This window comes from Scytonema sp. UIC 10036 (genome assembly GCF_009725235.1).
Window position 1 is genome coordinate 18,651 of the sequence record NZ_WJFC01000012.1, and the last position, 21,043, is coordinate 39,693.

The window sequence follows — 21,043 nt, forward strand, 5'->3', positions numbered from 1 at the left end:
CGGATTTATGCAAGCGATCGATGATAATCTAGATTCACTGTTGCTAGACTAAGGGGAAAAAATGAGTCAATCCATTCTGCTGATTGGCAGCAACGGTCAAGTGGGTACAGAACTGCAAAAAATCCTGACCCCCTACGGAAATACCGTCGCAGTTGCACGTCCAACTATAGACATGACAAAACCGGAGACTCTGTGCAGTATCATTGGAGAATACAAACCTCAAATTATCATCAACGCTGCTGCATATACCGCTGTTGACAAAGCAGAAAATGAAGTGGAAGAAGCAATGGCTGTCAATGGCATAGCACCAGGAATTTTAGCTGAAGAAGCTGACAAATTAGGCGCTTCCCTGATACACATCTCTACTGATTATGTTTTTGATGGTAACAATAGTCGTCCTTACTTGGAGACTGACACAATCAATCCTTTAAGCGTCTATGGCAAAACCAAGCTCAGAGGAGAAGAAGCGATCCAAAAACTTTGTACCAATTACTTTATTCTTCGCACGGCTTGGGTATATGGAACTTTCGGTAAAAGTAACTTTGTCAAAACCATGCTGAGACTGGGAGGAGAAAGAGAAGAACTTCGCGTTGTAGCCGATCAAATTGGTAGCCCGACTTGGGCGAGAGATATTGCAGCTGCGATCGCCCAAATTCTTCCCCAACTTAGTCCAGAAATGTCCGGAATTTACCATTACACTAACAGTGGTGTTGCGAGTTGGTACGACTTTGCTGTTACCATTTTTGAAGAAGCGCAGCGGCTTGGGTTTCCCCTAAAAGTGCAGAAAGTTATCCCTATCTCGACATTAGAATATCCAACACCAGCCCGCCGCCCCAGCTATTCTGTGCTTTCTTGTGCCAAAATAACCAAAGTTTTAGGAACTTATCCACCTCACTGGCGACAAAGTCTTAGGGAAATGATTGAAGAGTTGTTAGTTGTTAGTGGTTAGTTGATAGTAGATAGTTGTTAGTTGTTAGTTGTTCTAAATAAGAGTAATAACAAATGGCTAATGGCTAATGGCTAATGGCTAATGGCTCATGGAAGACTGACAAATGACAAATGACAAATGACAAATGACAAATGACTATGAAAGCATTGATTCTCTCAGGCGGTAAAGGTACGCGTCTACGACCTCTCACTTATACGGGAGCAAAACAACTAGTACCGGTTGCAAATAAACCAATATTATGGTACGGCATTGAAGAAATGGTCAGTGCTGGGTTGACGGATATTGGCATCATTATCAGCCCGGAAACGGGAGGAGAAGTTAAAGCCAAAACCGGAAATGGGGAACTTTTCGGAGCAAATATCACCTATATCTTACAAGATCGACCTGCAGGGCTTGCTCATGCAGTTCAAGTTGCTCATCCGTTTCTGGAAGATTCTCCATTTCTGATGTATTTGGGGGATAACTTAATTCAACAAGGCGATTTAAGCCATTTTCTACAACTTTTTACTCAAAATCAGCAAGACGCTTTGATTCTTTTACGTGAAGTTACTAACCCCAGTGCTTTTGGAGTGGCTAGGGTTGATGAAACAGGGCGAGTGGTAGAGCTGATTGAAAAACCAAAAGACCCTCCTTCCAATCTGGCTTTGGTTGGTGTTTATTTCTTTTCTCACGTGATTCATGATGCGATCGCTAATATCAAACCTTCTGCAAGAGGCGAATTAGAAATCACTGATGCTATTCAATGTCTGATTGACAATCAAAAACACGTGGTAGCTTGTCAATTGGAAGGTTGGTGGTTGGATACTGGGAAAAAGGATGATTTACTAGAAGCTAATCGGCTGATTCTCGATACTTACTTAAAGACTTCTATTTTAGGAGAAATTGATACCCAAAGCCAAATTATTGGACGGGTGAAAATTGGGAGTGGCTCTAAAATCATCAACTGTACAATTCGTGGACCAGTTGTCATTGGTAACAATTGTTATATAGACAACTGTTTTATTGGTCCTTACACTAGCATTGCTAACGACTGTACCCTCATTGAGACAGATGTGGAACACAGTGTTTTGTTGGAAGGTGCTAAAATAGTGGGCATTCATCAACGTATTATTGATAGCGCGATCGGACAACGAGCACTGTTGAGTGCTACACCCCGCCATCCAAAAGCTTTACGATTTCTCATTGGTGATGACAGTCAAATAGAATTAACGTGATTTATTTTTTAACAATTAACTATTATTCTACTCCTCTTGTTAAGAAGTTAATTAGTTCTTTACCAGATACTGAACAGTGTGAATACAAGATTATAATCATTAACAATTCTCCTGATGATAATTCTATCAAACAACTCGAAAATGAATTTGTAGTGATTTTTGAGTCAACTCATAATCTGGGTTTTGGTCATGCTTGTAATGTAGGTTTGAAATGGATTTACGAGCAAGACCCTCAAGGGATTGTGTGGATTATAAATCCAGATGCTTATTTATCAGAAAACCCTTTAGACAAAGTTCGCTCGTTCTTTGAGTCAAATCCCGAAATATCAATTCTTGGTACGATTATTCATACTCCCACAGGAGAAATTTGGTTTGCAGGTGGATGCTTTACTCCTGCTACCGGGACGATCGCCACTCAAGATTTATTAACACATACAGAAACAGAGTATGTAACCTGTAATTGGGTATCAGGTTGCAGCCTAATTGTCAATCTTCGGAAATTTGATAATGTTCCTCAATTTGACAGGGCTTACTTTCTCTATTATGAAGATTTTGACTTATGCAAAAGATATGCACTTCAAGGACATATTATTGCAGTCACTAAGCGATTTGGTGTGATTCATCAACCTTCTTCAATTACCAATAAATACATTTTTAGAAAAATAAAACACAGTACTTATAGTTATTTAATGACTTTAGAGAAATATACAAATAATTTGATTCTAGTACTGCGATTAATCCGTCTGCTTGCTTACGCTATAGTTTTAATAATTGTCAAGCCTCAAGTTGCATTTGGTAAATTTTCAGGAGTTTTGATGTATTTTAGGCGAATGGTGAGTAACACCCTTCATTAACCACTCTCGTTCCCAGGCGGAGCCTGGGAATGCAGTCTGGGAGGCTCTGCCTCGTGCTCCCTGTAGTGCCCACCCTACTAAATTTTTGTCAAAACCGATCGCAATCTTAAATGAGCAAATTATTAATTAATCTATCAGTTGTTTTTTCCCAGCCTACTGGTATAAGCAACTATGCAAAAAATCTTTTTCCCTATTTAAAAACCCTCAATCCAACTTTATTAACTGCCTATGACTATCCTGATTTTAGTTGTTATTCAATTCCTGGAAAACTCACACCCGCTCAAGGTACAAAAGGGCATTTTGACCGCCTTCTATGGACTCAATTTCAACTCCCTCAAATTTATAAAAAGCTAGAATCTCACCTGATATTTTCACCCATACCGGAAGCGCCTTTGTATAGAAAATGTCGTTTTATTGTCATGGTTCATGACCTCATTCCAATACGCTTTCCCAAACTTTCGTCCCCGCTAACATACTATTTTCGCTATTACATTCCTCAAGTGCTCAATCAAGCACAACATATTGTTTGTAACTCTCATTCTACAGCCAAGGATATCGCTCAGTTCTACCGCATACCAGAAAGCAAAATTACTCCCATTCCCTTGGCGCATGATGCCAGTCGTTTTTGCCCTGTTTCTTTGGAGGCTAACGAGCAAGCTTCCCTCACCACAAAATGTCCCTACTTCCTTTATCTTGGGCGACAAGACCCCTATAAAAACTTACTCAGACTCATTTCAGCTTTTGCTGCAATACCCAATCATAAAGATTATGAACTGTGGTTTGCCGGATCACAAGATAAACGCTACACTCCAAGTTTACAAAAACTAGCTGAGGAACTTAATGTTATCCATCAAATCAAATTCCTCAACTATGTTCCCTATGAAGATTTGCCCAAAATTATCGGAGGTGCGATCGCTCTAGTTTTCCCCAGTCTTTGGGAAGGATTTGGTTTTCCAGTTTTAGAAGCAATGGCTTGCGGTACGCCCGTAATTACGTCTAATATTTCCTCTTTACCAGAAGTCGCTGGTGATGCTGCTATTTTGATCGATCCCTACAATGTTAAGGAAATAACCGAAGCCATGCAATTAATAGCAACTGATTCACAATTGCGTCAGCGTCTTTCTACCGAAGGAATCCATAGGGCAAATCAATTCAGTTGGGAAAAAACAGGGCTAGCTACAGTTGAGGTTTTATCGCGTTATTTATAAACTACTGCAATTCAAGCACGGATAATAGTTATCCCAGCTGCTTTGTAAGGCTGAAGGGCTTGCTCGCTAACAGTGTTTTCAGTCACTAAGTGTGTCAGTTGAGCGATCGCCCCTACAATATATGGTGCGGCTGTTCCCAATTTTTCCTCAGAAGCAAGCGCAACAACCTCAGCAGAACTATCCATCATTGCACGCTTGACATAAGCTTCCTCTAGATCAAGTACACCAATTCCCATATCTGGGTGCAAGCTGCGTACACCTAACAGGCATAAATCGGCACGGATACTCCGCAAAGTATCAACAGTTGCAGCCCCAACTGCTACCAAAGAATTTTTCAAAAGCCTTCCACCAAGGAGTATGACTTCAATATTTGAATTTTCTACCAAAGCTACAGCAATTGGGGGACTGTGGGTGATGATTGTAGCGTGTAAGTCTTTTGGTAAATATTCTACGACTTGTAGTGTCGTTGTACCACCGTCCAAAAGCACCACCTGTCCCCGACGAACCAAACCCGCAGCTGCCTTTCCAATCGCTACCTTCGCTTTTTGAGCTTGGCTTTGCCTTGCTGTGTAGGTAAGTGCTTGCCCAGACACGGGCAACGCGCCTCCATGTACGCGCATCAGTAGCCCAGCTTCAGCCAAATCACGTAAGTCCCGACGAATGGTGTCTTCTGAAACATTCAGATGGTTGCTCAAGTCCGATGAAAGCACCTTTCCTTCACGGCGTAGGGATTCCAGAATAAACTGTTTTCTTTCAGCATTCAACATCGGTTTTGCGTTTTAATACAGGTTTATGTTTGTAAATGCGTTTTTATGCGTTTATAATCTGATATATAAGTTTCAACGCACAGTGTTGCTTGAATCTTTCCATTGTACGCGGAAGAAAAGACTATGAAAAAGGCGATGACTACAACAACTTACCAGCTTGCTGCGATCGACCTTGATGATACTTTATTGGGTCCTGACAAACAGATTAGTTCTGAAAACAGAGCCGCAGTACAATTATTGCGGAACCTTGGTATGCGTGTGGTACTGGCTTCCGGGCGCAAACATCAGAATATATTGCAATTTCACCAACAGCTTGGTTTGCGCGGTCTCATCGTGTCCAGTCATGGAGCATTAGTCAAAGACGCAGAAACAGGCACAATCCTGCAACAGCAATTAGTACCTGCCAATCTTGCACGTCAGGTAATGGCAGATGGACTAGCTTATGGCTTGACTCTCATCTGCTACTACAGTGACGGAGTACGTGTCAGCGAGAAGAATGTTTGGACTGATTTGTACCAGAAGCGCACTGGTGAGGCGGTAACGGAGGACAGCAATCTTGTTCAAAATCTACATGAGGCTCCGCAGAAGATAATTTGGAGTGGAGATCCCGAACGTATTTCAGAACTACATCAAGCTGCAAAGGCAAGCTATCAGGAACACCTCAACATCATACCAACAGATCCAGAGAATCTAGATTTTACAGCCTTGGAAGTCAATAAGGCAGTCGGAGTAGCAGCCGTCGCTCAGCATTATGGTGTCAAGCCAAGTGAAGTTATTGCTTTTGGCGATGGTAACAACGACGTACCTCTGCTCTCTTGGGCGGGTCTTGGAATTGCAATGTCTCACGCTTGTCCAAGTGCGAAAAAATCAGCTGTCTTTGTGGCTTCCCCCGGTAATCCAGAAACTAGTTTCGCCCGTGCTGTTGCAATGGCGTTGGCTTCCAGCTGATTTAGCCGCTTTGCTGTACTCTATCAATAAACAACGCCGCACTTTGTCCTTCAGCTTAAAACGGGCGATCGCTTTCTTACGTCTTTAACCGAGATTAATTAGAATTCTCTTGCAGCCAAGTCAGCAAATCTGATTCATTAGAAAAATCTAATAGTGCAAGAGCTAAATTCTCTAGTTGTGTTACTGATAATCGAGCCATACGTTGTTGCAATTGCTGAGTGACTCCCCCTATGCGGCGTTCAAGTTGACGCAAAATTAACTGTAGTGCTTCTTCCTGCTTAGCTTCCTCTTTGACTTCTTCGCGAACTTCCTCTTTGACTTCTTCGCGAACTTCCTCTTTGACTTCTTCGCGAACTTCCTCGTAGTACCTTGTCTTCTTGATGTCAAAATCACTCATTCTGAACATTTTAGCTAACTCCTGACGGTTAATACGTGGTAGTTTGTACAGTACAATTGTTTCTATCAAGTCTAGCACTTGCTGTTGTGCGTGTTTGGGCAGTTGTGTACGTGCTTTGTCAACTAAAGTTTGTGCTGCTCGTGGAGTGCGTTTTTTTGTCTCCACAACTAGCTTCATGATTCCAACTCCCAAGGATTGTTCAGCTATATCCCCTAGCTCGTTTAAATACAAACACGTGACTTGCTCGCTTCCCAGTAAAGTCACAAATGGATCTACTTCCTTTGGTTCCATACTACGTCTGGCAAAAATCACAACAGCACGCCACTTTTTAGTTGGCGCATAAAGACGTATGTAGAGAAAAATTTCCGAGAATAACCTGGCGTATAGTTCAGGATCTTTCTGAAATTGAACTTCAACAAAGAAAATCGGTTTTTCCTTTAAATTAGGAGTGGGAAGAAATATCCCATCTATCCGAAAAGCTGTTTGTTTTAATTCCACGGAAGCAAAATCATAAGCACTTGCTTCCGTTTTTTGCTGGGAAATAAGTTCAAAAAAAGCTTCCGGGAATGTTTGAAATAGACGGTAAAAAATCGAGTCAGTTTTCATGTCAGCTTAGATAAACATTCCTATTATTTTAGGAGGATGTGTGCCAAGCCTCAATTTATTTTTGTCTGGGCGATTGGGAGTCGCGCTATACAGGTAAAACCCACCTGTTTGAGTTTAAAATCCTTGATTCTTCATTAGTCTTTAGTTAAGGAACAATTTCTACCAATGTACCTTTTTGTACAACCTGATATAATTCCTCTACATCTTTGTTCTTCAAAGAAGGACATCCCAATGTCCAGTTCGTGCGATCGTCTATCATGTTGTCTGCACCTTGAGGAACACCGTGAATACCAACTTCGCCACCGATAGGCTGATACCAAGCAATTTTACCTTGAGTTTTTGCTTGGAAATGTTTTCTCCAGGATTGAGGGTTGGGATAATCTAACCATAGAAACTTTGACCATTGCGGGTGAGGGTATAAATCTTTGATACGCAGGATACCTTCTGGAGTACGATTATCACCTTGTTGTAACTTATCTCCTGTTGGAGTCCCACCGAAAACTACAGGGTAAGATTTCAATGGTTTTTGATTGTAGTAAACTGTGAGTCGATACTTTGACTTTTCAATCAAAATAGAGGTTTTTTCCTTAACATTTGCACTATTAATAAGTTGTGAAAGAGATTTGTTGTAGTTCAATAATTCTTTGCCTGTGGGAGGAACGTGCAAGATTTGTTGTGACGGACACCCTGTTAGACATAGTACCTCTGGAATTGACGTAAAGGGAACCATAAATCCCTGACGAGCTAAAAGAAAATATAGGGTGGCAAAACTGGCTCCTAATAAGGCAATTCCAAAAATATTCCTTTGGTTATTTTTGTAAAAACTTTTCCAACTCACAGTATTTAATAAAATAGAAGTCTTTCTCTGCTAGTTTAGTTTGGAAAATTTTAAATCCGCAAGGAAATTTGTTTGAAAAGTTTTTAGAAGTGCTTCTAGTTTATACTGTGAAAGCCTAACAACTGTTCTTTTTCAGAATGGGTTCACAAAATTTGTAGGGGCGCAATGCCTTGCGCCCCTACTAAAGCGCTATTCTACAAAGGCTTTTGAATGCGCTTGCAGTTCCAAGAAGGAATGCGATCGCTGGTATCAATCGGTCATAATAATTACAAAGGCGGCGGAGGCAAATATGCTAGCGCCCATTGAACTACCTGGCTTTTCTAACCTGGAATTCTGGTGAAACATGACTAACGATATGCGACGCGAGTTTAGCAACCGCGATGAACTAGTAACCTACCTCCGCGAACAATTTCCTGAAGCCGCACAACGCGATAACAACGTCAGTAAAACTGTAGGTGGACGCAAAGCCGCCAATAAAGTACTGCAAAAAGTAGATCCAGCACGCTATGGAAAAACACGTAACTTTTTCACAGGTGCTGTCACTCGGCTTTCTCCCTATTTTCGCTATGGTGTACTCAGTTTACGCGAAGTTAAGGACTACGCCCTAGAAAAAGTCAAAAACCAAGATGATGCCACAAAATTGGTTAATGAATTAGGTTGGCGCGATTACTGGCAAAGGCTGTACGCCAAACTAGGTGATGGCATTTGGAAAGACCAAGAAGAATATAAAACTGGTTACACTCTTGCTGAATATGCGCCCGAACTACCCGATGAAATTAAACAGGGAACCACAGGACGAGTTTGTATAGACAGCTTTAGCCGGGAGTTGCGGGAGACTGGTTATTTGCACAACCATGCACGCATGTGGATGGCAGCATATATGGTGCATTGGCGGCGCATCCGTTGGCAAGCAGGTGCAAAGTGGTTTCTCGAACACCTTCTTGATGGCGACCCAGCCAGTAATAATATGTCATGGCAATGGGTAGCCAGCACCTTTAGTCACAAACCCTATTTTTTCAACCGCGAAAATTTAGAACGCTACACTGAAGGCGTTTACTGTCGCCAATGTCCTCTATACGGTCATTGTGATTTTGAGGGAAGTTATGAAGCAATAGAAGCAAAACTTTTTCCCAAAGGAGAATTTACCAAACAACCCAACAGCCAAAGTTGGCAGAAAGGGAAAAAGCGACGGTGATTCACAATCTAGCGTTGCTCTCTTACCTCCGTGTTCTCTGCGTCCTCTGCGGTTCAAAAAAATAAGTAAAACTAGGATTGCTATACCAACCATTCGTAAATCCACACATCCTATGACTAAACCAATCATCTGGATACACGGCGACTGTCTCAGCCCTCGAAACCCCGCACTTGAAGAATACCCCAACGCACCAGCTATTTGGGTTTGGGACGAAGCTTTGATAGAAGAATGGCAACTCGGCTTAAAGCGCCTTACCTTTATCTACGAATGCTTGCTGGAATTACCTGTTGTCATTCGCCGTGGCGATGTCGCAAAAGAAGTTTTAGCTTTTGCCAAAGAGCACAATGCTAACAAAGTCGTCACAGCAGATAGTCCCAGTCCTCGATTTGATGCTATCTGTGACGAAATTGAACAATCTTTAGAATTGGAAGTCTTTGAGGTAGAACCATTTTTTGACTACGACGGTTATATTGACCTCAAGCGCTTTTCTCGTTATTGGAAAGTAGCAGAACAATACGTATTTGAATAAATTTTGATTTTCCTCAAAAGGGTTCAAAAAGCGCTCTTGCTATGTTCTGAGTTCTCACCATAAACCTGATATATCGAATACACCTAAAATACGCGGGATCGATATGAAGTGAAAATTTCTGCCTTTTCCCGTGTAATACTTGGTAAATTGTTACGCCTAGCAATGTGTTCTCAGTAAGTAGGCACGGGTTAAGCCTAAGCATTCAGAAGCAATACCCAATGCCTTCCAAGTATAATCTGTCAACCGTATAGAACGGCAAACAGAGCCACGCTCACCGAACTTTAATCAACGGCTTTCCACTAACGTCAAGTCCTTCTAACCAATTAGTACTTTGGTGCCCTTGAGGACAAGTAACTTTTTCATTATCCCAAACGAGGCTGAAACTTAGAACTATCAAATCCTTGTTGCGCCTTCGTTTGCCAACTGGGGTCTACCCGCACCGGAGCGATAATTTCTATATCATACTGAGTTTAAGGTGTTCAATAAGGAACCTAATCAGAACCGCTACACTAGCAAGGCTTTGCTGAAAAAAGCGTTCCCGAAAAGTTAACGCCGACTTCCAGCCAGAATCCCCGCAACTTTAGTTCGGGAAGGTGGCTCAAGCCCACACCATACGTCCGCTTGTTGGGCTATTTTCGCACGCTTTTTTTCCTCTAACCAATTTACCCCCCTTAATCCCCCCTTATAAAGGGGGGAAATTGAATTTCCAATTCCCTCCCCTTTCCAAGGGGAGGGTTAGGGTGGGGTAGAAATCCGACTAAAATCTAAAGTTTTGGATACCTCACCTCACCACTTTTAAAACATCCTCGTTATCTGTTTATCAAATTTACATATTTTTACATATTTTTTTTAAAGATCGACTAACTTATCCGAAATTCTAATTTTCCAAATTGAAGTTCTGATTATAGAACTCCAATTTGATTTTGAAAACATCTTGACAGGGCTTATGCATAGCCTCATTAAGGATATTTTGGGGAATTTACAACATATGAAATCCTCAAACTCCCGTTAAGTCTGTGCAAGTCTTTTTTAAGATTTAAAAGCTCATTTTGTCAGGTTTCGTCTGAAATTCTTTTCAGAAATCAGACAGGATTTCTATAGTTGGAATTCAACCGAAACAAATCAGAAATCATGAAAGAGCTAATATCTAACATTGCATCTGTAAAATGCGGGTTCTTGTCCAACATGAAATTTTTTAAGCCAATTCATCTATTAGTTTTAGTAAATACTAGCGCTGTTGTGCTTGGTTTTCCCCTTCAAGCTAAAGCAGGATGGTTGACTATCGGTTATGATGACATACAACGTCCAATATACATAAATAGTGAATCGGTTTATATAAAGGGTAATTTACGCGGTGCTGAAATTAGATCTGCAACTATTGGACGTGCGCTCTTTGTAGTAAATTGTAGCACAAATAATTATTACATTCAAACCAATAGGGGAAAAACTACAGGTTATGCAGCACCTGGGACAGTTGCTGGTGTTATAGCGGCAGAAATTTGCGAAAACTACAGGTAATGACCAAGGTAGATAGGTGAGTTCCACTTATAAAACAAATGTACTAGAATGGCTGAATCATCCAAACCAGCATACCGAGAATTTGTTCAACAGGTGGAACTGGATAATCCATGACATCGAGTGTTAGGGTACTGTCTTCAAGTTTGAGAAACCGCCATTGTGTTCCCGTGCTAACACATCCATAAACAACTGGAATCGATAAGTGTTTGTTTTGATGAAACCGTTGTGCTGCTACCATTGTGGCTGCACATTGTCCCAGTCCGGTTTTGATGTTTTCTTGCTTTGCTTCAACGATCGCCACTACTGGAGCTTCCACTTCGATTTGTTCTGGCGATCGACTGATTAAAAAATCACAGTATCCATTAAATCGTTTATGATTCCTATAATGACATTATAACTTGACATAACTTATATGTTACAAGACATTACTATTTTAAATTATCGTTGTTTTCAAGATTTCTACATAGATAATTTAGCACGTGTCAATCTTATCGTAGGTATGAATAACAGTGGCAAAACGAGTTTGCTAGAAGCTATCTATTTATTAGTGAATCAGGGCGGAATTCCTCGGTCTTTAATTGAAATGCTAAATAGTCGTGAAGCTCTAAAGAAATCGTTTAATAAAAATTTATCCAATCAACCTTTCCGTATCTATAATGAAGAACTTAAGAATATATTTCAAGGTTATCAAATTAGCTCTCACCATCCAATTCGGATAATTTCTCAAAAAAAAGACCCATTATCACTTGCAATTGAACCCCAATTAAGCGATCGCTATCTTTTAAACTCTGATAATTTTGAAATTGTTTTTTCCTATGGATTACAGCTTGAAAATCAGATAATTATTCATAGTGATGGAACTATTAGAGGTCAAAATGGACAATTTTTAAGCTCTAATTATCCCAGTAAATTTCTTACTATTAGCACTCTAAGTTTTGATGAAATGGCTGAGTTATGGAATAGTATTTTATTAACTCCTAAAGAAAACAAAGTTGTAGAAGCTTTACAAATTTTAGAGCCATCTATAGAACGAATTGGTTTTACCAGTCACCCGACTTCTACTTATAGTATTCTACTTAAGTTAAGTGGAAATTCTCATCCTATTCCCTTAACAAGTATGGGAGATGGAATGCGCCGTATTCTTGCTATTGCTATAGCAGCAGTCACAGTTGAAAATGGTTTTTTACTTGTGGATGAAATTGACACAGGATTATACTATCAAACTCAAACCGATATGTGGCATTTTGTTTTGGAAGTCGCAAAACAACTTAACATACAGGTATTTGCGACAACACACAGTTGGGACTGTATAACTGCATTTGCAGAAGCTGTTGCTCAATCAGAGGATCGTTCTGTTGGAAAACTATTTCGTTTAAGCCGACGTGATGAAAATATACGTGCAGTTGAGTATACGCCTGATGAATTATCTATTGCTGTAAACCAAAGTATAGAGGTGCGTTAATGCCAAAAGCTTTATCAACGTAGGTTGGGTTGAGGAACGAAACCCAACACAAGAATTCATGTTGGGTTTCGTTCCTCAACCCAACCTACTAAAGGTATTGGTTATTTTTGATGCTAAAACAGAAGAGACAGCAAATACTGAGTATTTATAATGACTTCAAATCAACAAAAAGCACTGTTGCTTCTCCGTCAAGCGCTTGATGACCCCGCAGCCGAGTTTCGTTCTGGTCAGTGGGAAGCTATCGAAGAGATAGTCGAGAAGCGATCGCGTCTGTTAGTGGTTCAACGTACTGGTTGGGGTAAAAGCATAGTTTATTTTCTAGCAACGCGTTTAATAAAAGACCAAAGTGCTGGTTGTACGCTGTTAATCTCACCACTGCTTGCTTTGATGCGAAACCAAATAGCAGCCGCACAACGTATTGGTATCAAAGCAGCCACAATCAACTCCAGTAATACAGAAGAATGGGAAATTGTACAAAACCAATTGTTAGCAGGAGAAGTAGATATTCTGTTAATTTCGCCAGAAAGATTAGCAAATGATGAATTTCGAGAAAAAGTGCTTTTGCCCATTTCTCAACGAATCAGTTTATTTGTTGTTGATGAAGCCCACTGTATTTCTGACTGGGGACATGATTTTCGTCCTGATTATCGAAGAATTGTGAGAATTTTACAAGCACTTCCTTCAAATATTCCAGCCCTTGCTACCACAGCGACAGCGAACAATCGAGTCATAAACGATATTATTGCTCAACTTGGAAGCAACTTGCGTGTATTCAGAGGTTCTTTAACCAGAAAAAGTTTACATTTACAAAATATTTTTATTCCCAGTCCAGCCGCACGAATGGCATGGTTAGCAGAACAGATTCCTAAAATACCAGGAAGTGGTATTATCTATACATTAACAGTGCGAGATGCGGACAGAGTTGCTGGTTGGTTAAAAATGCAAGGTATCAACGCCAAATCATACCATAGTGAAATTGAAAGTTCTTTTCGGGAAACATTAGAAGAACAACTTCTAAAAAATGACATCAAAGCCTTGGTAGCTACAACTGCTTTAGGAATGGGTTTTGACAAACCAGATTTAGGATTTGTGATTCATTACCAACGCCCCGGTTCTGTTATTCATTATTACCAACAAGTGGGACGAGCAGGGAGAGCAGTAGAAAAAGCTTACGGGATTCTTCTTAGCGGACATGAAGACGATGAAATTACTAACTACTTTATCAATACAGCTTTTCCTCCACAAGCTCATACACAACAAGTTCTAAATGTTTTAAACCAAGCAGATAATGGGCTTTCAGTTCCCCAGATAGAACAGCAACTCAATCTCTCTAAAAGTCAAATTGATAAAGTGTTAAAACTACTTTCTCTGGAGTCTCCCGCTCCAGTTATTAAACAAGATTCAAAATGGTATGCAACCCCAATCAATTATCAGGTAGATGAAGAAAAGATAAGAACAATAACACAAATTCGCCGTCAAGAACAGGCTCAAATGTTAGCATATATGCAAGCTCAACAATGCCTCATGTCTTTTCTTGCAGCAGAATTAGACGATCCCAATCCTATGCCTTGTGGTAAATGTGCTGTGTGCTTGGGTAAACCATTATTCCCATCCAACCCTTCCATAGAGCTTGTCAATCAAGCTATTCAGTATTTGCGTCGCAGCGACCAAATTCTTGAACCACGTAAAATGTGGATCGCACAAGCACTTCCCAGTTATGGTTTTTCTGGAAAAATTAAAGATAATTTAAAAGCTGAAGAGGGACGAGCGCTCTCCCTCTGGGGCGATTCAGGTTGGGGAGAGTTAGTTAAGCAGGGAAAATATCAGAATAATCGTTTTGACGATACACTAGTTCAAGGTACTTTTGAAATGATTCAACGCTGGGAACCTCAGCCCTTTCCTAGTTGGGTTACCTGTGTTCCTTCTTTGAATCGTCCGGAGCTTGTACCGAATTTTGCTCAACGATTGGCTGAAAAATTAGGTATTCCTTTTAGACCAGTTGTGAGAAAAATTCGTCCGACTCAGTTACAAAAACAAATGAGTAACAGTTACCAACAAGCGAAAAATTTAGATGGTGCTTTTGCGGTTGACTCTTGGGAAGGTATGGGAGGTTCGGTTTTTTTAGTAGATGATATGGTAGATTCCCGTTGGACTTTTACTGTGGTTGCAGCACTTTTACGTGGTGCTGGAAGCAGTCAGGTTTTTCCTTTAGCACTAGCACTGAATACATTCGCTTGAGGTGATTAAAATATCATGTTAAATCACGTGCTGTCGTCAGATACTCAAGCTATCTTACTGTTATGTGCTAGCTTTGGGCAAAATCGTCAACTTGAACCCCAACCTCTCACCTTGAGTGAATATAACTCTTTAGCTGATTGGTTGCGATCGCAGCAGTTGCGTCCAGCAGATTTACTGGAACCAACAGCAAAAGAAGTTGTAGAAAAAATAACCAATCCTAAACTTCACCCCCACAGGTTACTAACTTTACTAGAGCGGGGTGCGATGCTGAGTTTAGCTGTGGAGAAGTGGACAAATCAGGGGTTGTGGGTGTTGGGGAGAGGTGACTCCAATTATCCCAAGCGTCTCAAGCAGAGACTGAGACACTCCGCACCTGCAATTCTCTACGGTGTTGGCAATATTGAATTGCTCTCAAGGGGAGGATTGGCAATTGTGGGTTCTCGCGATGTGGATGGGGAAAGTCTCAGTTATACTCAAAGGGTTGCACAAACTTGCTTTGCTCATGACATCCAGGTGATATCTGGTGGAGCGCGTGGAGTAGATCAAGCAGCAATGTTAGGTGTATTGGAATCTGGGGGAACATCCATCGGCGTACTAGCAGATAGTTTGACTAAAGCATCTGTTAATGGTAAGTATCGTACTAGTATCAAAGAAGGTAGACTTGCCTTAATTTCTAGTTATGACCCTGATGCTGGTTTCAATACTGGTAATGCAATGGGACGAAATAAGTATATCTACGCCTTAGCAGATCGTGCTCTTGTTGTCAGTTCGTCGCTGGGGAAAGGGGGTACTTGGGCTGGGGCCGTGGAAGCTTTGGAAAAAATTAGGGATATACCGATTTTTGTACGGATGCATCCAAGTGTATCAGAAGGTAATCAGCAACTGCATGACAAAGGGGCAAAACCTTTTCCATCCGAACCTTGGGAGACTTCTTTTAAAGAACTTTTGGCAACATCTGCATCTTTGGATGAACCAGTACAGATACCTCAGGCGATCGCACACTCTCACCTACAAAACGGTGACGATGGCACAAAGGACATTATATATGAAGCAGTCTTGCCATTGATCCTCGAGCATCTACAGCAACCACAAAATGTAGAAGCACTTGCTGAGTCTTTAAATGTGAGGCGATCGCAAATGCAGGATTGGTTAGACAAAGCTGTTGTGGAAGGTCATGTGAGAAAAACAAACAAACCTGTTACTTATGTGATGAATCAATCAGCAACTCAGCTTTCTTTTTTATAGCCATTAGAGGATGTTTGAAAAGTCACGATTGGTGTATTAAATATTTTTACCCCACCCTAACCCTCCCCTTGTAAAGGGGAGGGAATTGGAAATTCAATTTCCCCCCTTTATAAGGGGGGATTAAGGGGGGTAATCATGTGATTAAAATGACAATCAACCACTTTTCAAATAACCTATTCAATTTCCCCCCTTTATAAGGGGGGATTAAGGGGGGTAATCATGTGATTAATAAGAGAGGTTATTGTACAATGGATAAATTAGTGAAGTATCGCGAATGCATTCAAAAGCTACTGACAGAATATGTAGCAGTACCGATCTCTAATGGCGAAATTGAATCGCAAACAGTTTTTGATACTCAGCAAGATCGCTATCAAGTCATGAATGTTGGCTGGGATGGATATCGACGGGTGCATGGTTGTGTTATGCATCTAAACATTAAGGATGGTAAGATTTGGTTAGAGCACAATTCTACAGAGATGCGAATTGCTCATGAGTTGGTGGCTATGGGAGTACCTAAAGAGGATATTGTATTGGGATTCCAAGCGCCGTATGTAAGAGAATATACAGGATTTGGAGTAGCATAGTGTTTCAAGATACAAGTGGGATTTACCCCCCTTAATCCCCCCTTATAAAGGGGGGAAACTGAAAATCAAGTTCCCGGACTAATACATCGGGGAGGGTTAGGGTGGGGTAAAACACAAAGGGCGATCGCATATTGAAAGAGCATCCATTTACTTCTCATTTTGAGATTGTTCAAATTGTTCGGGGGGAAATCCCAGTGCGATGGCTTTGTCCTTTGCTTGTTGTGCTTCTTGAATTTTTCCTAACTTCTCTAAAGCCGACCATAAATTAGCCCAAACATAAGGATTGTCTGGAGCCAACTCTTTAGCTTTGTTAAAAGACGCTAGAGCTTCTTCATAGCGTTCTAAATCGTAAAGTACTAATCCTTTTTCTTGCCAAGTCGGATAAAAATCACTTCTTAATTGAATGGCTTGGCCAAAGGATTTTAAAGCTTCCTCATGTTTTTGAAAGTGACGTGCTAGTAAAATTCCTCGTGCATACCAAATTTGATCGTCTTGTGGACGGATTTGACTGGCTTGATTAAAAGCTAAAAGTGATTCTTCATACTTTCCCATTCTAAAAAGGATATTACCTTTACCAAATAAAGCCTCATAAAAATTGCGATCAATTTTAAGTGCTTTCTCATAAGAATCAAGTGCTTCTGGAAGCATATTCAATTTTTGTAAAACGTTTCCACGATCGCTTAACTCAATGAGGGCATCAGGATGTTTTTTGATAAAATTGTTATAAAGCCATAGTGCTTCTTTAAAGTATTCTTTGGCTGTTTGTGCTCCTTGGAACGGTTCCACTGCTAAACCGATTTCATACCAAATATTCGGTATATCTGGTCTAATTTGCCTGAGCTTCTGAAAAGCATTTGTTGCTTCTTTATACTGTCGCAAGCTCATATAGGCTATCCCTTTACCACTCCAACCTTCGGCATTATTAGGGTCAAGTTTTAATACCTTTTCATAAGTCTCTAGAGTTTCTTGATATTTCTGTAATTTATATAAAGCTCTCCCTTTACTATTTAAGGTTTTTAAATCATTAGGTTTGTAGAAGAGAGCTTTCTCATATGCTGATAATGCTCCTGGATAGCGTCCTAGGCTAAAAAGAGAATCGCCTCTCCCTTTCCATGCTTCAAAAGAGTTTGGCGCGATCGCTATAATGTTTTCAAATTCTTCACTAGCTGCTTCTGGCTGACGCAAATCCAGTAAACGATTCCCTTGATACAAGTAATAGAACGGGCGGATAAACGGATGAATTAGAAATTCAATAAAAATGACAAAAAGACTGATTGCTAGTAGCCCAATTGCAGTGTACCAAGGCTTGAACCATATCTGTGAAGGTAATAAAGTTCTGTCATTTTGTGTTATAGATACTGGTGTAACGTTAATTTTTGTTTCTGGTAGATTGGGAGTCCAATTTTTAACAACTCCATTTGCTTGCACTGTAATTTCACTTAAATTTTCAATGACTTCGTCTACTGTTTGGTAGCGACGCTCGGTGCTAAAATGCACCATTTTTGTTAAAATCTTGGATAATTTATCGTCAGGCTCAACCCCTTTAGGAAATTTCACATTATCCTGTTCATCTCGTTTTAAATCTCTTGGGTGTATTCCAGTCAAAAGATGAATTGCGGTCATACCCAAGCCATAAATATCACTGTTAAAGCTTGGTCTGCCATCCATTTGTTCTGTAGGAGCATACCCAGGAGTTCCAATCATGGTATGCGTTACTAACTGCTGTCCTGATTTTAAAGATAAATCTTGTTGCTCTAGTTGTTTAACAGAACCAAAGTCAATGAGAATGAATTTTTTGTCTTCATCTCTTCTTATAACATTAGATGGTTTAATATCACGATGAATAATATTTATTTTATGAAGTGAGTTTAGAATGAATAGCATTTCTTGCAAAAAATTAATGACTTTTTGCTTTTCCCACCGTCGTTCGAGTAATTTATCTAAAGATTGCCCTTGAATATATTCTTGAACTAAGTAGTAATTTTGTCCTTCTTCAAAATAATTTAGAAATTTTGGTATTTGTTGATTTCTTTGCAAAAAGTTCAGAGTCTGTGCTTCTCTTTGAAATAATATCTTTGCCGTCTCAATGTCTGCATTCTGAGGGTTGAGCTTTTTGACAACGCAAGGAGAGTTGGAAGATACAATGTCTTGAGCAAGATATGTTACACCGAAGCCCCCTCGTGCTATTTCTTTGACAAGTTGATATCGTCCAACTATTAATCCTTTCGTTTCTTGTGTCATTTTATATACTTGATTTAGTCTTTCAGGTTTACGTAAGCATTCGTTACCAAACAAGCAGAGAAAATTAGAATTCCGTTAACCTTATCTTTAACTTTCTAGTATTGTGTAGCTAAAATTACGATAGTTTCCATTGCCATTGATGTGAATTGTATAAATTTTATTAAGTTGACAGTATTTTGTCTACTTTATTTGTACCGACCAACTTAATTTCCCCACTATAAATCAGTTAATTTGGATTGCAATTGTAGTGACTTACAAGAACAATCTGTGGTAGATATTCCTTAAGTCAGATGTAATCCACTTTCTTAACTCAACTTAATACAGGGATTGCTTTCTACAAGAGAAACTTTTAGAGAGGAGTAAATTTTACCATGATTATGGGTAAACAGCCTGCGTGCTTAAAACTCAATCTAGCTGTTTCATTGATACTCGAAGTATCAATCGCTTCACTTTCGTGCAAAGCCTTGGCTGAAAGCTTGCCTAATGAAGATCGAAGTACGAAAAGTTTACCTCCTTCTGAATTTCAGATTCAGACTCCGAAAGATAACAACACGGTACCACCTTTCATTTTATCTCAGGTTCAGAATCCTACCGACCTGTCTCAAACCGATCCACCAGGTACTATCCTCCCTCGTCCAATTCCTCCCCCACCACCAAAGCCAATTCCTACTCCGCAGCCTGTTCTGGAACCTCCACTGGATGTAACGCCAACACCCCAGCCATCAGAACAGCGCCCTGGAATTCCTGGAAATATCACTGTTGAAAGATTTGAGTTTGAAGGTAACACAGCATTTAACGACCAAAAATTAAACGAGATTACAGTTAACTTTACTAATAGACCAATTACCTTTGCTCAACTGCTGCAAGTTGAGGCCATTATTACTAAACTTTATACCGATGCTGGGTATGTCAATTCTGGTGCTGTTATCCCTGCAGGACAAGCATTGTCACCACAGGGAGCAGTCGTCAAAGTTCAGATTGTTGAAGGTTCAATTGAGGTCATTAAAGTCACAGGAACTCGTCGATTGAACTCGAATTACATACGCAGTCGAATCAAACTTGGTACCTCTAAACCTTTAAATCGATTCCGTCTGCTAGAAGCACTGCAGCTATTGCAACTCAACCCTCTCATCGAAAATCTTTCAGCTGAATTGTCCGCAGGTTCGCGTCCAGAACAGAGTGTCTTGCAAGTTAATGTCGTAGAAGCAGACTCCTTTAGAACAGAATTTTTACTTGATAATGGTCGTGCTCCCAGTGTTGGTAGTTTCCGACGGGGTATCCGCATTAGCGAAGGCAATGTCTTTGGCTTTGGTGATGGTTTTTCTGCCACCTACACCAATACTGATGGTAGCAATACCCTTGACCTCAGCTACTCAGCACCAGTCAATCCCCGCAATGGTTCTATCCTTGTGCAAGGTGGATTTAACGATACTTCGGTCATTGAACCACCTTTTGACCGTATAGACATTACGGGAGATTCTTTCTACATAAATTTGGGTTTCCGTCAACCTGTCATCCAATCTCCTACTCAAGAATTAGCACTGGGTTTCACCTTTTCTCGACAGCAAAGTAGGACGCAAATTCAAGGACTGGGTTTTGGCAACCTGTCCCCAGGAGCAGATGAAAATGGAGAAACCCGCATATCAGCACTGCGCTTTTTTCAAGAATATACACAGCGTAATTCTCAACAAGTCTTTGCCTTGCGCTCTCAATTTAGTTTGGGAGTGGGGTGGTTTGATGCGACTGTCAACAACAATGCTCCTGATAGTCGGTTTTTCTCCTGGCGGGGACAAGGGCAATATGTACGGTTGTTAGCACGAGATACGTTACTGGTTTTGCGTTCTGATGTCCAGCTATCAACAAGCGATTTGGTACCTTTAGAACAATTTGGTGTAGGGGGTTTGCAAAGCGTTCGAGGTTACCGCCAGGATGAACTGTTGGTCGATAATGGTGTTTTTGCGTTAGCGGAGGTAAGGTTGCCTATTCTACGAGTGAGAAATATAGATGGACTTTTGCAACTCGTGCCATTTGCTGATTTTGGTGTTGGCTGGAATAGTTCTGGGAGACCTAACCGAAGCCCCAATACTTTAGTTGGTGTTGGCGTGGGCTTGCAATTTCAGATAGGTGACACTTTGAATGCTCGCTTGGACTATGGTTTTCCACTGACTGATGTTGAGTCAAGGATAGCGATAGGACTTTGCAAGAGAGAGGTTTTTATTTTCAGTTAATTTCAGTCCGTTTTAGAGAATG

17 protein-coding genes and 1 pseudogene are annotated in these 21,043 nt (G+C 40.5%); 13 read left to right on the forward strand and 5 right to left on the reverse strand.

The window, feature by feature from the left end:
- Positions 1 to 61 precede the first annotated feature (61 nt).
- The 4 genes from rfbD (at position 62) to F7734_RS07975 (ending at position 4,225) form a co-directional block, all read left to right on the forward strand.
- On the forward strand, positions 62 to 949 hold the full coding sequence (gene rfbD, locus F7734_RS07960; protein WP_155744165.1) for a dTDP-4-dehydrorhamnose reductase: 888 nt from the start codon (positions 62 to 64) through the stop codon (positions 947 to 949).
- Positions 950 to 1,086: 137 nt separating this feature from the next.
- On the forward strand, positions 1,087 to 2,163 hold the full coding sequence (locus tag F7734_RS07965) for a glucose-1-phosphate thymidylyltransferase (RefSeq protein ID WP_155744218.1): 1,077 nt from the start codon (positions 1,087 to 1,089) through the stop codon (positions 2,161 to 2,163).
- Positions 2,160 to 3,017, forward strand: a complete 858-nt coding sequence (locus tag F7734_RS07970; RefSeq protein WP_166481787.1) for a glycosyltransferase — start codon at positions 2,160 to 2,162, stop codon at positions 3,015 to 3,017. The genes F7734_RS07965 and F7734_RS07970 overlap by 4 nt, the downstream gene beginning before the upstream one ends.
- 110 nt (positions 3,018 to 3,127) lie before the next feature.
- Positions 3,128 to 4,225: a glycosyltransferase family 1 protein gene (locus F7734_RS07975; protein ID WP_155744166.1), complete on the forward strand. Its 1,098-nt coding sequence runs from the start codon at positions 3,128 to 3,130 to the stop codon at positions 4,223 to 4,225.
- Between the two features lie 11 nt (positions 4,226 to 4,236).
- Here F7734_RS07975 and F7734_RS07980 read toward each other — a convergent pair whose 3' ends face one another.
- Positions 4,237 to 4,992 carry a DeoR/GlpR family DNA-binding transcription regulator gene (locus tag F7734_RS07980; RefSeq protein ID WP_155744167.1) on the reverse strand — a complete coding sequence of 252 codons (756 nt, stop codon included), beginning with the start codon at positions 4,990 to 4,992 and terminating at the stop codon, positions 4,237 to 4,239.
- Between the two features lie 123 nt (positions 4,993 to 5,115).
- Here F7734_RS07980 and F7734_RS07985 point away from each other — a divergent pair, with 123 nt between their 5' ends.
- A complete protein-coding gene (locus F7734_RS07985; RefSeq protein ID WP_155744168.1) occupies positions 5,116 to 5,940 on the forward strand; it encodes a Cof-type HAD-IIB family hydrolase in 825 nt (274 codons plus the stop codon).
- A 94-nt stretch (positions 5,941 to 6,034) separates the two neighbouring features.
- Here the strand turns inward: F7734_RS07985 and F7734_RS07990 are convergent, their stop codons facing one another.
- Both F7734_RS07990 and F7734_RS07995 read right to left on the reverse strand, forming a co-directional pair.
- The gene (locus tag F7734_RS07990; RefSeq protein ID WP_155744169.1) at positions 6,035 to 6,943 is read right to left on the reverse strand and encodes an Rpn family recombination-promoting nuclease/putative transposase; all 909 of its coding nucleotides are present in this window, start codon (positions 6,941 to 6,943) and stop codon (positions 6,035 to 6,037) included.
- 145 nt (positions 6,944 to 7,088) lie between these two features.
- Complete coding sequence (locus F7734_RS07995) at positions 7,089 to 7,781, reverse strand: L,D-transpeptidase (RefSeq protein WP_347566146.1); 693 nt, start codon at positions 7,779 to 7,781, stop codon at positions 7,089 to 7,091.
- 343 nt (positions 7,782 to 8,124) lie between these two features.
- Here F7734_RS07995 and F7734_RS08000 point away from each other — a divergent pair, with 343 nt between their 5' ends.
- The 3 genes from F7734_RS08000 to F7734_RS08010 all read left to right on the forward strand — a co-directional run bounded on the left by F7734_RS08000 (position 8,125) and on the right by F7734_RS08010 (position 11,023).
- On the forward strand, positions 8,125 to 8,976 hold the full coding sequence (locus tag F7734_RS08000) for an FAD-binding domain-containing protein (protein WP_155744170.1): 852 nt from the start codon (positions 8,125 to 8,127) through the stop codon (positions 8,974 to 8,976).
- A 112-nt stretch (positions 8,977 to 9,088) separates the two neighbouring features.
- Positions 9,089 to 9,505 (forward strand): hypothetical protein, encoded by a 417-nt coding sequence (locus F7734_RS08005; RefSeq protein WP_155744171.1) that lies wholly within the window; start codon positions 9,089 to 9,091, stop codon positions 9,503 to 9,505.
- A gap of 1,131 nt (positions 9,506 to 10,636) precedes the next feature.
- Positions 10,637 to 11,023 carry a hypothetical protein gene (locus F7734_RS08010; RefSeq protein ID WP_155744172.1) on the forward strand — a complete coding sequence of 129 codons (387 nt, stop codon included), beginning with the start codon at positions 10,637 to 10,639 and terminating at the stop codon, positions 11,021 to 11,023.
- Between the two features lie 43 nt (positions 11,024 to 11,066).
- Here F7734_RS08010 and F7734_RS08015 read toward each other — a convergent pair.
- Positions 11,067 to 11,387: pseudogene (locus tag F7734_RS08015) on the reverse strand (hypothetical protein); the annotation flags it as partial.
- Positions 11,388 to 11,435: 48 nt separating this feature from the next.
- On the opposite strand from F7734_RS08015, the gene F7734_RS08020 reads away from it, so the two are divergent.
- The 4 genes from F7734_RS08020 to F7734_RS08035 all read left to right on the forward strand — a co-directional run bounded on the left by F7734_RS08020 (position 11,436) and on the right by F7734_RS08035 (position 16,552).
- Positions 11,436 to 12,485 carry an ATP-binding protein gene (locus tag F7734_RS08020; protein ID WP_155744173.1) on the forward strand — a complete coding sequence of 350 codons (1,050 nt, stop codon included), beginning with the start codon at positions 11,436 to 11,438 and terminating at the stop codon, positions 12,483 to 12,485.
- 150 nt (positions 12,486 to 12,635) lie between these two features.
- Entirely contained in the window at positions 12,636 to 14,723 is a 2,088-nt protein-coding gene (locus F7734_RS08025) for a RecQ family ATP-dependent DNA helicase (RefSeq protein WP_155744174.1), read from the forward strand.
- Between the two features lie 15 nt (positions 14,724 to 14,738).
- The gene (locus tag F7734_RS08030; RefSeq protein ID WP_155744175.1) at positions 14,739 to 15,968 is read left to right on the forward strand and encodes a DNA-processing protein DprA; all 1,230 of its coding nucleotides are present in this window, start codon (positions 14,739 to 14,741) and stop codon (positions 15,966 to 15,968) included.
- 248 nt (positions 15,969 to 16,216) lie between these two features.
- Positions 16,217 to 16,552, forward strand: a complete 336-nt coding sequence (locus F7734_RS08035; RefSeq protein WP_155744176.1) for a XisI protein — start codon at positions 16,217 to 16,219, stop codon at positions 16,550 to 16,552.
- A gap of 147 nt (positions 16,553 to 16,699) precedes the next feature.
- Here the strand turns inward: F7734_RS08035 and F7734_RS08040 are convergent, their stop codons facing one another.
- On the reverse strand, positions 16,700 to 18,793 hold the full coding sequence (locus tag F7734_RS08040; RefSeq protein ID WP_155744177.1) for a serine/threonine-protein kinase: 2,094 nt from the start codon (positions 18,791 to 18,793) through the stop codon (positions 16,700 to 16,702).
- Positions 18,794 to 19,164: 371 nt separating this feature from the next.
- On the opposite strand from F7734_RS08040, the gene F7734_RS08045 reads away from it, so the two are divergent.
- The gene (locus tag F7734_RS08045; protein ID WP_243146752.1) at positions 19,165 to 21,021 is read left to right on the forward strand and encodes a ShlB/FhaC/HecB family hemolysin secretion/activation protein; all 1,857 of its coding nucleotides are present in this window, start codon (positions 19,165 to 19,167) and stop codon (positions 21,019 to 21,021) included.
- The last annotated feature ends 22 nt before the right edge of the window (positions 21,022 to 21,043 follow it).